General features: G+C 54.9%; 10 protein-coding genes and 1 pseudogene. 1 reads left to right on the forward strand and 10 read right to left on the reverse strand.

Annotated elements, in window-relative coordinates:
* The coding region (locus BT142_RS19455; RefSeq protein ID WP_207647535.1) for a hypothetical protein at positions 1-210 on the forward strand (210 nt) is incomplete at its 5' end.
* Between the two features lie 253 nt (positions 211-463).
* Here the strand turns inward: BT142_RS19455 and BT142_RS18215 are convergent.
* From BT142_RS18215 to BT142_RS19350, 10 genes and pseudogenes are all read right to left on the reverse strand, one after another.
* Complete coding sequence (locus BT142_RS18215; RefSeq protein ID WP_242940048.1) at positions 464-1,390, reverse strand: hypothetical protein; 927 nt, start codon at positions 1,388-1,390, stop codon at positions 464-466.
* A 191-nt stretch (positions 1,391-1,581) separates the two neighbouring features.
* Positions 1,582-4,317: a glycoside hydrolase family 30 protein gene (locus BT142_RS18220; protein ID WP_072419575.1), complete on the reverse strand. Its 2,736-nt coding sequence runs from the start codon at positions 4,315-4,317 to the stop codon at positions 1,582-1,584.
* Between the two features lie 71 nt (positions 4,318-4,388).
* Positions 4,389-5,483 carry a redox-regulated ATPase YchF gene (gene ychF / locus BT142_RS18225; RefSeq protein WP_072419576.1) on the reverse strand — a complete coding sequence of 365 codons (1,095 nt, stop codon included), beginning with the start codon at positions 5,481-5,483 and terminating at the stop codon, positions 4,389-4,391.
* 154 nt (positions 5,484-5,637) lie between these two features.
* Positions 5,638-5,910 (reverse strand): hypothetical protein, encoded by a 273-nt coding sequence (locus tag BT142_RS18230; protein ID WP_072419577.1) that lies wholly within the window; start codon positions 5,908-5,910, stop codon positions 5,638-5,640.
* 32 nt (positions 5,911-5,942) lie between these two features.
* A complete protein-coding gene (locus tag BT142_RS19460; protein WP_207645661.1) occupies positions 5,943-6,299 on the reverse strand; it encodes a CPBP family glutamic-type intramembrane protease in 357 nt (118 codons plus the stop codon).
* Positions 6,293-6,667, reverse strand: coding sequence for a hypothetical protein (locus tag BT142_RS19465; RefSeq protein ID WP_207645662.1), 375 nt, complete (start codon positions 6,665-6,667; stop codon positions 6,293-6,295). The genes BT142_RS19460 and BT142_RS19465 overlap by 7 nt, the downstream gene beginning before the upstream one ends.
* Positions 6,654-6,911 carry a hypothetical protein gene (locus BT142_RS18240; protein ID WP_072419578.1) on the reverse strand — a complete coding sequence of 86 codons (258 nt, stop codon included), beginning with the start codon at positions 6,909-6,911 and terminating at the stop codon, positions 6,654-6,656. Before BT142_RS18240 ends, BT142_RS19465 begins: the two co-directional genes overlap by 14 nt.
* Positions 6,912-6,963: 52 nt before the next feature.
* Positions 6,964-9,705, reverse strand: a complete 2,742-nt coding sequence (locus tag BT142_RS18245; RefSeq protein WP_084659564.1) for an ABC transporter permease — start codon at positions 9,703-9,705, stop codon at positions 6,964-6,966.
* Between the two features lie 6 nt (positions 9,706-9,711).
* Positions 9,712-10,914: an aminotransferase-like domain-containing protein gene (locus BT142_RS18250; protein WP_072419580.1), complete on the reverse strand. Its 1,203-nt coding sequence runs from the start codon at positions 10,912-10,914 to the stop codon at positions 9,712-9,714.
* Positions 10,915-11,235: 321 nt separating this feature from the next.
* A pseudogene (locus tag BT142_RS19350) lies at positions 11,236-11,466 on the reverse strand (leucine-rich repeat domain-containing protein); the annotation flags it as partial.

Here is an 11,466-nt window from a genome sequence, read left to right on the forward strand (position 1 = left end):
GCGCTGAAAATGCCTATTTTACAAAGCATTGTATTTGACGGGTTTGATGTGCGGATATTGAGAGGGAGTGCTGATGGTGCAACAGCTCCTTTTTCGTTTCAAATCCAAAAAAACTTTTACTTAGTTTGTACCGCCGTCCGCGGATGCTCTTTTGGGAGACCCTTTCCTAAAGCTTTTAATACTTTTTGGCTGTGGGTGTTTCTGACTTAATTTGTATTGGTTGGGAAGTTTATTATCCTTCTTATCGTTAGTGCGCTCTTGCCAAAAAGACGTTAAATGGTGATTAACGCATCATTTGCGGAATTTGTCAGATTATCTCACATGAAACGTTGAGAGCCTATCTCCCCGACCACATCCAACGAGCGACATATTAAAAGTCTTTGGAAGGGGGTCTGGGGGAGAACCTTTCTTCAGAAAGGTTCTCCCCCAGAAAAAAACGCAGTCAGCATCACGCCCCCTCAGATCAGAATCCTGCTTCGGCGATCTGGGATGCGAGGAACACGTTCCCCTGGTCGATGGTGACCTTGGTGACGCTCATGCTGCCGCCCAGCTGGAAGAGGATGCCGTCGAAGGCGCTCTCGGGGTCGGCTGCCTTGTTCTCGTCGCTGTACTTCTCAATAAGCTGGTTCACAGCCTCGGCAGGGATGGTGAACTCGATGGACGTAACGTCAGTGCTGGTGATCTTGATGAAGCCGTCGTCCTTCACGAACACGTCAGCCCAGACCTCTTCGTCGTCCTTGCTGACAACATTCTCGCCCTTGACTACCCAATCGCCGTCCACGGGGAGATCGTTTGCGGCAGGATAATCGCAGACAAGATACTGCGGATTCTCCCAGCTGCCGAACTTGGTCCAGCCGTTTGCGTGGCAGGGTCCGATAACGACCTGAGTCTTATGCAGGTCGGTGAGACCCTCTTCGATCATCTGGAGAGTCATGTCGGTGTACTTGAACTCGACCTTGATGTGAACGTCCTTGTCGGGCTCCAAGCTGCGGGCGTCTATGAAGTCGTCGCTGGAAGCGCCCTCGGGAGTGGTAAAGCCAGGGAACGCTGCGCCCCATGCGGAGTCGGGAGCGTCGGTGAACTCGAACACGGTCTCGGTCGCGGAAGCGTCGTAGCCCGGCATCTTGGTCTCGTCGTAAGCGGGACGCTCCTCGTCGGTATTTTCGCCGCTGTCGGATGCGGACTCCTCGGTGCTTTCGGCAGTCTCTTCGCTCTCGGCTGCTGAGGACTCTTCGGTGCTCTCATCAGCCGCCGACTCGGCAGCCGCGGTGGTGGTAGTGGTCTCCTTCGCGCTGTCGGAGCTTGAAGACTCGCTTCCGCCGCAGGATGCGAATGAAAGTGAGCAGCTCAGTGCAAGAACTGCTGCCGCAAATCTCTTGGTAAACATCATAATATCTTCCTTTCTCATTTGAACAAAAACAAATAGCCTGATATGTTCAATTATACCAAACTCCCAAATGATAATCAATAACATAGCCCGAATTTTGTAGCTTGTCACAATTACAAACGATTACATTTCTTCCGCTTTTTCACATAATAACGAGCGGCAGACCGCGTAAATACACAGTCTGCCGAACTAAACTATCTTCTTTTTCTGCGTTGTCCGCGGATGTTTCCGCCGACGAGCAGAACCGCCGCGATGAGCGTCACCGTTCCCCCCACGATGAAAAATCCCGAGGTGGTGACTTTGCCCGTCTTTTTCGCTTTGTTCTTGTTCATACCCTCGTCGTTCTCGATGAGACCGCCTTTCGGGTCGCCGTTTTTCAGGCGTGCCATCGTTCCGTACTCCACGGCGTCCAGCGACAGACTTCCCGAAGTCACAGTCACCTTGACGGCGTGTTGGCTGTAGCCGAGGCTGTACCTGTGCCAGAGCGCAGACTTGTTGACGTTGCCGTTGAGCTCCGCGCCCTTCGCCACCGTCTCGCCGTCTATCTCGATGTCCGCGACCGCGCCCTTCGCCTTGCCGATAAGCGCCACGCTGTCCCCCTCGAACGCGAACTCAAAGCTCGGATGGTCGGGCTCGTCCGACTTGGGAGCGCAGGATGACGATGTGCGGTTGTGGCAGGTGTAGCTGTCCATCGTGTTGTGCGACCAGCTGCCCTTGTAGTAGACGTTGTCCTCCAGGTCGTCGAGCCTTGTGACGTAGCCCGTCAGCTGTTCGACGGGCATTATCTCCAGGTCGTCAAAGCAGCTGTTGTAGTAAGCGCTGTAGAGCGCCGCCCTGCCCGAGAAAACGAAGTCCTTTTCTATCTTCTCGTTAGCCACCTGAGTGCCGTCCACCGTCGCCGAGACCGAGTCCGCCGAAGCGGTTATCGAAAGCTCGTGCCAGGCGTTCGGGTCGAAATCGGTGATGTTTCCCCGAGCGAGTATCGCCTGCTGTCTGCAAAGCTGCCACTCCCCCGAGGCGGTGATGAGTATCCTGCATCCGCTGACGCCGTCCTTAGCCGAGGAGTTGATGTACCTCAGCCCGATGCCTGCGTAGTTTTTTGCAGGGTCGTAGTCCTCGGCGCCGTCGGTGTCGCCGAGCCTGACCTTCGCCTTTACCTGATAGTTCGACCATGTGTCGTCGCCGAGAGTGGTCACGGGTTCGGGAGTGCTGTCCCATTCGATGCCGCGCATATCGCGGGTCATCATCTGTCTGAGCACCATGCCCTTTTCCTTATCGTCGTACACCTCGAAAGCGCCGCCGATGTCGGTGGTATACCGCGGAGCGCCCGAACGTTCTTCCGTGTAATTGCCGTAGCGCTCGTACTCAAAGTCGTCCGTGTAAGGCAGTTCGAGACGGGTCTGTTCTTTCGTGCCCTCGGGCTGAGGTGCCGTGACCGAAAGGGTCGAGACCGTCACCATCGAGTAGGGCTTGACGTTCAGCCTGTAGGTATACGCTCCCGAGCCGTCCTTGTCGGGCTCGATATCCATGACGTTTTTCATGTAGTGAGCGTCGTATCTCTCGCCCTCGTCGGGTCCGCGGGTCTCCCAGACCTGAACTTCACTGCCTGCCTTTTCGAGCCCTCTGACGGTGAAGCTGTAGTCCCTCGCCGAATCGGTGTTGTTGACCAGTATTGTCGAGTAGTCGCCAGTGTCGGGGTCGGTAAGGGTGATGTAGTTGTTTGTAGTATCGTAGAGAACGTGACCGCTCTCGCTGCCGTCGCCGTAGCAGCCGCTTTCAACGAACTGCCACCCCTTCTCGGTGAACAGGCTGAAATGCTCGCACATATACACTCCCGAACCCGTCTCGGTATAGCCCGACCAGGGTTCGTTGGCGGTGATGAGCTGTTTCGGGAAGTACGCCGCACCGTTGTAGTAAGCCGCCACCGCAGGCTGGAACTCGTAGAGCGTGAAGCCGCCGTTGGGGAACATATTGACGATGCGCCCCGCCACGTCGAGAGTGGAATTCGCTCCCCCGAGACCCGAACCGTCGGCGTTGACCGACAGCCGCGCCACGTTCGCGGGGGCTATGCCCTCGCTGTAGCGGAGAGTTTTTCCGTAGACGTTCTTGCATTTCAGCGTATTCTCGTCCGAGGTTGAGGTGTAGTGGATTCCGATAACGTCCACCGCCTTCATCAGCTCGCTGTCGGCAAGCATCATCGCTGCGGTGCTGTAGCTCGCGTCCTCGTCGGATGCGACTATCTTTATCTTACTGTAGTCGTAGGGGGTATCCTTCTCGCTTTTGAGCGACTTCGAGAAGTACTTGATGAACTCCGCATCGACTTCCTTCTCGTTGAAGTTCGGCGATACGCTGTCAAAAACGATGCCGAACTCCTCATACGCCCTGTCGATGGTCTGCCTGAACCACTGATATTTCAGCTCATTTCGCTTTTCGGGCTCGGCGTTCCTGATATAACCCGGCGCTCCCCATGCGATAAGCTCGAAAGTAACGTCGGGGTTTATCTCGCGGATGTCGGCGGCTATCTGAAAGCCCGCACCGCGCCTTACGTTCGGCGATTCCTCAGCCGAGCGTTTGACCGAGGGCTCCGTACCGCCAGAAGAGTTGATGTCGGCGCCCATCTCGATCTTGAAGTGGGTCATGCGGACAGGTCCGTCGGGCGCGAACAGCAGTTCGAGGATCCTGTGGTATTCGTCGGGTTCCTCATATTTATAATCGAGCAGCAGACGTGACGAGCCCGACGCGCTGACGCATCCGAAGCCCTGCCACTCGCTGTTTTTATTTCTGTTTATCGTTTTGCTGTCTATGATAAGCTCATGCACTCCAGTGCTTACCGACGGCGCGTCGGAACTCGCTTTCAGAGCCCCGAACGGCATCGTCATCAGGCACAGCCCGACGGCACACAGCGCAGAGATAAGTCTTGCTGTTTTCATGTATTTCACCTATCAGACAGTATTATTTCCATATGTGCGAGGTCAAACCTCACGTTTTTAGGGGGCGCTCCTTATACGTTGAAGCGGAACAGAACGATATCGCCGTCCTGCATCACGTACTCCTTGCCCTCGGAGCGTACAAGACCCTTTTCCTTAGCGGCGGTCATGGAACCGCAGGCGATAAGATCGTCAAAGGACACGACCTCGGCACGGATGAAGCCCTTCTCGAAGTCGGAGTGTATCTTTCCTGCCGCCTGCGGAGCCTTCGTGCCGCGCTTGATCGTCCATGCGCGCACCTCGGGCTGACCTGCGGTCAGGTAGGAGATAAGACCCAGCAGGCTGTAGCCCGTGCTGATTATTCTGTCGAGACCAGACTGTTCGAGTCCAAGGTCGGACAGGAACATCTCCTTGTCCTCGTCGTCCATATCGCTTATCTCGGCTTCGAGCTGTGCGCATATCGGGAACACTGCCGAACCCTCAGCGTCGGCTATCTCCTTCACGGAGTTGAAGTGCTTGTGGCTCTCAACGCCGTTCTTGAAGTCGTCCTCGGAGAGGTTCGCGGCGTAGATGACGGGCTTGAGGGACAGAAGCGGAGTCTCTTTCAGCCATTCGAGCTGCTCCTCGGTCATGTCGAAGGCGCGTGCAGCCTTGCCCTCTTCCATGAATGCCTTGAGCGCTTCGAGGAACTCAACCTGCGAAGCAAGGCTCTTGTCGCCCTTCATAGCTTTCTTGGTGCGGTCGAGCCTGCGCTCCAGCAGCTCGATGTCCGAGAAGATGAGCTCCAGGTCGATGGTCTCGATGTCGCGCTTCGGGTCGATGCTGCCGTCAACGTGGATGATATTGTCGTTCTCAAAGCACCTTACAACGTGAACGATGGCGTCCACCTCACGGATGTTCGCAAGGAACTTGTTTCCGAGACCTTCGCCCTTCGACGCGCCCTTTACAAGACCTGCGATGTCCACAAATTCCAGCGTTGCAGGGGTGAACTTCTCTGGGTTGTACATCTCTGCCAGCTTGTCGAGCCTCTTGTCGGGCACGCTAACGATGCCGACGTTGGGTTCGATGGTGCAGAACGGATAGTTAGCGCTCTCCGCGCCTGCGTTGGTAAGTGCGTTGAACAGTGTAGATTTGCCCACATTCGGCAGTCCGACCATTCCTAATTTCATATTGATTTACTTCCTTTCGTGTTTTCATTTTGCTTAGACAGACAGACGAACCGAACCTCGTCTGCCGTTCTAAACCAAACGATGTGTTTTGACTTTCTTCCGTATGTGAGTGCGGGTTTCCCAAAGTCAGACCCGTACTCTCTAACGGTAAAGATCAGAAATCTACGTCTTCTTCGTCCTCGTCGTCGAAGCCGTTCTCAAAGTTGTTGGCGTTGTTGTTGCAGCCGATGGCGAAGTCTCTGTGGGGCGAGAAGATCATGCCGATGATAACTCCCATGAGGAAGAACGCCAGCACCATCCAGAACACCTCATTATCCTGAGCGAACTTATAGAATTTCTTTCCGAGAGCGCCGGTATCCTCGATAGCCTTTTCGGCAGCTGCACCGACGGTAGTCCTGATAGTTTCGATAGTCTTGAACTTTTCCATAATTTTGACCTCCTGTGTAATATTCATGCGGATCACATCCCGCACATTTTTTCGTAAAGTCCGGGTGTGACCGATGTTGCTAGTATCGTCATGACGGTCGCTATGTCGATGACCGTGTGTCCGACCATCACAGGCAGCGGGTCGCGCTTCTTATAATAATACAAGCACAGCACGGCTGCCAGCGGCAGAAACGACAGAAATCTGTACGCCATGTACCGCACATCGGGCAGCGTAGGGATGAAGCAATGCTGAAGCGCGAAAAAGAACGCAGGCAGCAGCACCGCCGCATACTTGTTTTTTTTGTTGTTCACTCCGCAGCCGAGATACAGCCCGTCCTCGGCAAACGCCGTAGTCACGGGCAGCAGAGGGATGTTCAGTATCGCTAACACCGCAGGCAGGGGGGGGCTGCCATCATCGGGGCCAGATAGGGGAAGACACCGTAGCAGACAAACCCCGCAAGATACATCCCGCCCATGCCGAGGACGAGGACAAGCATGGTCACGCAGATAACGCGCCTGACGCTCGACTGACCCCTGCGGTAATTGATAAGTTCGCCGTAGGTCATCCCGTTTTTTCTCGCTGCAAATACAAGCAGAGCGATAGTCAGCAGATTCAGCACAGTGTCGGTGACAGACCACCAGCAGACCATATCGCCAAGTTTTTTTCCCGCTATCTCTGCCTGAATGATGAACACCGCAGGGAAAATCACCGAACGTATCGGCAGAAGAAACGGCAGTATCCGCTTACTCTTCATCATCGCAGCAGCCCGCCTTGCAGCCGTCCGCCGTGTTGTTGCAGCCGTTTCCGCTGTTGTTGGAACCGATCGAGATGTCCCTGTGGGGCGAGAATATCATGCCGATAACGACGCCCGTCATGAAAAACGCCGTCACCATCCAGAATACCTCATTGTCATGCACGAACTTATACAGCTTTCTGCCGAGTTTTCCAGTGCCTTTTGCGAGAGTCTCGGCGGATGTTCTTGCGGTTTTTACTATTTCCATAGTTTTGTCCTCCTTGTTTTTGTTTCGGTCTTCGGTATCGCCTGCGGCAGGACTATTCAGCCGATTTCAGCGATTCGACCATGTCTATCTTTTTCAGCTTGAAGTACAGCACGATGTTAACAAGCACCGTGAACGCCGCCGTGACAGCCGCTCCCGCAAGATACGCCCACCACACCAGCTCGCGGTTGAACATGACCGTCTCCACCTCTACCGTGTAGACAACGAACAGATGCAGAAGCTTTCCCACGCCGAACCCCACTGCTATGCCGATGATGGCAGACAGCAGGTTCTCACGGCTGACATACGCCGCCGTCTCGCGGTCGAAAAAGCCCAGCACCTTAACGGTCGCAAGCTCGCGCCTGCGTTCGGTTATGTTTATCTCGGCGAGGTTGTACAGCACCGTCAGCGCAAGGAACACCGCGCACACTATCAGCAGTATCACGATAGTGTCAAGGCTCTTCACCTGATCGTGCAGGCTCTTCGTCTGTTCGCCGAGGAACGACGTGCCGAGTATCCTGCCATCGGCGATAAGCTCTGACCGCAGAGCCTTTGTGTCAGTGCCGTCCGCAACGTTGAAGAACGCCACGCTGCACTCGGTCTCCCCTGCCGCCTGAGTGAACATCTCCTCGGAAACGATCACGTAGTTGAGGGCATAGTTTTTCATTATCCCGCCGATCTTGAAAGTCAGCTCCATGCCGTCGGTGTCGGTGAGGTACACCGTGTCGCCCTTTTTCAGCGAGCAGAGCTTTGCGAGCTTTTCGTTTATCACGGCGCCGTCCGAGAGCGACAGCTTTTCGCCGTCGGGGCTCTCCAGCGTCACGAACGCCGAGATGTCTCCCTTCGGAGCGAACAGTGTGGTCTGGTAGCCGTGTCTTTCGCCGCCTGCGCTGACTATCTTCGAGACCGCAGGCACATAACCCGTTATCTCCTCGCGGCCGAGGGCTTTTTCGGGGGCTTCATCGGAAGTGTTCAGCGCGGCAAGAGCGTCATAGGTGAACACTCCGCCGAACTGCTTGTCGATTATCGAGGATATCGAGTACCGCAGTCCGAAGCCCGTGATTATCAGCGCCGTACAGCCTGCCACGCCGACAACGCTCATGGCGAAGCGTTTCTTGTAGCGCATGAGATTGCGCACCGTCACCTTCGACACGAAGCTGAGCCGCGACCATACCGCAGGCACTTTTTCGAGAAGCACCCTCTTGCCCGACTTCGGGGGTCTCGGGCGCAATATCTCCGACGGCTGACCGCGCAGCTCTCCCAGACAGGAGAACACCGATGCCGCCGTTGTCAGCAGAAGCGACACCCCGAGCGAGAGCAGCGCGTAACCGATGCGGAACGGCGTTTCTTCGCCGGGTATCATGTAGATGACCCTGTACGTCCGAATGACGATGGAGGGTATTATCTTCAGTCCGACAGCCGCGCCCAGCTGACTGCCGATGACAGCCGCCGCCGAACCGTATATCAGGAATTTCAGCAGTATCCTGCCCGTCCCGTAACCCAGCGCCTTGTATGCGCCGATGGTGGTGCGCTGTTCCTCAACCATGCGGGTCATGGCGTTGATGCAGATGAGCGCCGCCACCAGCACAAAAAACAGCGGGAACGCCTTCGAGACGTTGTATATCTTATCCGCGTCGCTTCTGAACGAGATATAGTCGTTGCGGTCGAAGCGCGTTTCGCAGAGGGTGCGGAGCTCGGGGGCTTCGGCAAGCTGTGCCTTTGCGTCGGCTATCTGTGCCTTCGCGTCCTCCGATTCGGCGATGTACTGTTTCCTGACCTCTCCCGTTTCGTCGGTGATGAGAGCGGCGAGTTTATCCACCTTGCTCTTGGCGTTCCTCACCGTCACCTGATCGAGCAGCGACTCGGAACCGCCGAGCCTTTCTTCGAGAGCTTCGGCATACTTCACCGCTTCCGCGTAGTATTTTTTCAGCTGTTCGGTATCCGCCGCCAGCACCTCATCGGTGAAAGCGAGGGTCTGTTCAGCCGAAGATATCTTGTTCTGAGCCGCCGTCAGCATATTGCTGTAGCGGTTTTTCAGGCTGTCCTCAAAAGCCTTCTCGGCAGGCTCACCGAGCTGTTCGCATTTTTTGCGGTACTCCTCCGAGAAAGGGTCGAGCCCGTCAACGCCGTCGAGAGCCACGTAGAGGTCGGTGTAGTAGTCCAGCAGGAACGCCGACTCGGTAAGGAAAACGTTGCTGTTCACCGAACCGTCGCCCACCAGCGAAGCGTCCCTTTCAAGCCCGATGTACACGGGGGAGATGACTATTCCCACCACCTCAAAGGTATCATAAGCCAGCACCTGATCTATCGGCTTGTCGGGAGAAGTAAAGGTCAGCTTGTTGCCGATGCTGAAGGTCTCGGGGGAGTAGAGCTTGCGCTCCACCACGCATTCGTTCTTGGCTTTCGGCATCCTGCCCTCCACCAGCACGGGACGGTTGAGATAATTCTCGCTTTCCTCGGGCACGCTCTCGATGAGCGAGAACGCCTTGACAACCACGCTCCTGTCGTCGTAGTTGTAGTAGAGATCTTTTGTGTAGCCTGCATATGCGCCCCTGACGTTTTCGGCGGCACGGACTGCGGCTATCTCATCCGAACGGATGCCTATGCCCGAGCGCAGTCTCAGGTCCATAAGATCGCTCTGCTCGAAATACTTCGATGCGGTCAGTATCATATCTGAGCGCGAAGCTCGCAGACCTGTGAAGAATCCGCATCCGAGAGCGATTATCAGCAGTATCGAAAGGAACCTGCCGAAGCTGTGCCGTATCTCACGCAGAGCGTCTTTTAAAAGCGGTGACATCAGCCCTTATTCGCCGAACATCTCCTTGGAGAGCTTGCCGAGTATGCCGATGCCCTTGACGATATTCTCGTCGGTAGGGGTCGAGAAGTTGAGTCGGAAGGAGCGTGTCGGGTCGTCCTCGTGTATCTCGAAAGCCGTTCCCGGAACGATAGCTACCTTGTACTCCTTGACCGCCTTGGTGCAGAAGTCAAGCATCTGCTGAGTGGTCACGCCCTCGGGAAGAGTACACCAGATGAACAGACCGCCCTGTGGCTTGGTGTATTCGATCTTTGAGGAGAAGTTCTTTGCTATCTCGCCCAGCATCAGCTCGGTCTTGTGCTTGTAGACCTTTCTGAGGGAAACGAGGTGCTCGGCAAGGTCGTACTTATTGAGGAAACGGTATGCCAGCATCTGCGACCACATGGTGGAGTGAACGTCAGCCACCTGCTTGCAGACAACGATCTTCTGGATGATATCCTTGTGTGCGCAAACGTAGCCGACTCTGATCCCGGGTGCGAGTATCTTCGAGAAGGTGCCCGAGTAGATGACAGAACCCTCGGTATCGAGAGTCTTGATGCACTTGATGTCCTCGCCCGCGAATCTGAGGTCGCCGTAGGGGTTGTCTTCGAGGATGACAGCGCCGTACTTCTTGCACAGCTCGAACGCCTTTACGCGCTTCTCCCATGACATGGTGTTGCCCGTCGGGTTCTGGAAGTTCGGGATGAGGTAAACGAGCTTCACGCCGCCCTCTTTAAGTCTTGCTTCAAGCTCCTCGATGTTGATGCCGTCGCTTTCGAGGGTGACGCCCTTGAGGTCAACGTGGTAGGACTTGAACGCGTTGAGCGAACCGATGAAGCTCGGCGACTCGGCGAGCAGTACATCGCCTTCGTTGCAGAGGACTTTCGCAGAAAGCTCGTTAGCCTGCTGTGCGCCGCTGGTGATGATGACCTCATCGTACTCGGGGTTGTAAACGCCCTTGTCGGCGAGTATCTTCTTCACCTCGTCGCGGAGAGGGGTGTAGCCCTCGGTGACGCCGTACTGGAAAGCTATCGAAGGCTCCTCGGCGAGTATCTCCTTGGATATCTCTTCGAGCTGCTTTGTGGGCAGAGCCTCGGGAGCAGGCGAACCTGCCGCTAAAGAAATGACCGCAGGGTCAGCAGAGTATTTGAGTATCTCACGGATGGCAGATGCCTGTAAATGCGAGACTTTTTCAGAAAACTGAAATTCCATTTTTATTACTTCCTTTCAAACTTTTTTGCATATCATATAGATATTATAATTATATCACAAAAACCGCTCCCATGCAAGTGCTTTTTTTACAAAAAAACATTTTTCTCCACCCCGCGACTCTTTGTTGGTGCTCTTTATCGCCGATGACTGCTGATTTCTTTTTTGTGGAGCCCCCCGTAGTTACTCACGACAGGAAAAAGGGGCATCCTCCAACACCGTTTCAAAAAACTTCCGATGATTTTTGAATAAAAAAAGACCAACAGCCCCCGAAGGGGCTGCCGATCTTTAAGGTTCTTATGACTACTTGGATGAGGTGAAGTCTTACTTGATAGTAACTGTAACAGCTCTCTGGTTGAGATTAGAGATATCCCATTCGCCGTTGATCTTAGCGCCTACGACTACCTTATAGGAGCCTGCGGGAACCTTGGTCTTGGTGAATGTGGTCTCTTTTGCTGTGGTCTGAGCGAGGAGCTTCCACTTGCCTGCGGAGTAGTATGCCACGCAATACTTCTCTGCGCCCTTTACAGCGTCCCAGGTAAGTCTGAATGCGTT

This window comes from Ruminococcus sp. YE71 (genome assembly GCF_900119155.1).
Lineage (GTDB): Bacteria > Bacillota > Clostridia > Oscillospirales > Ruminococcaceae > YE71.

What these genes read in the sequence shown, in the direction of transcription:
- BT142_RS18250 (WP_072419580.1), bottom strand. Translation starts at nt 10,914, where the DNA reads ATGGAATTTCAGTTTTCTGAAAAAGTCTCGCATTTACAGGCATCTGCC.
- BT142_RS18215 (WP_242940048.1), bottom strand. Translation starts at nt 1,390, where the DNA reads ATGATGTTTACCAAGAGATTTGCGGCAGCAGTTCTTGCACTGAGCTGC.
- BT142_RS18245 (WP_084659564.1), bottom strand. Translation starts at nt 9,705, where the DNA reads ATGTCACCGCTTTTAAAAGACGCTCTGCGTGAGATACGGCACAGCTTC.
- BT142_RS19465 (WP_207645662.1), bottom strand. Translation starts at nt 6,667, where the DNA reads ATGATGAAGAGTAAGCGGATACTGCCGTTTCTTCTGCCGATACGTTCG.
- ychF (WP_072419576.1), bottom strand. Translation starts at nt 5,483, where the DNA reads ATGAAATTAGGAATGGTCGGACTGCCGAATGTGGGCAAATCTACACTG.
- BT142_RS18230 (WP_072419577.1), bottom strand. Translation starts at nt 5,910, where the DNA reads ATGGAAAAGTTCAAGACTATCGAAACTATCAGGACTACCGTCGGTGCA.
- BT142_RS18240 (WP_072419578.1), bottom strand. Translation starts at nt 6,911, where the DNA reads ATGGAAATAGTAAAAACCGCAAGAACATCCGCCGAGACTCTCGCAAAA.
- BT142_RS18220 (WP_072419575.1), bottom strand. Translation starts at nt 4,317, where the DNA reads ATGAAAACAGCAAGACTTATCTCTGCGCTGTGTGCCGTCGGGCTGTGC.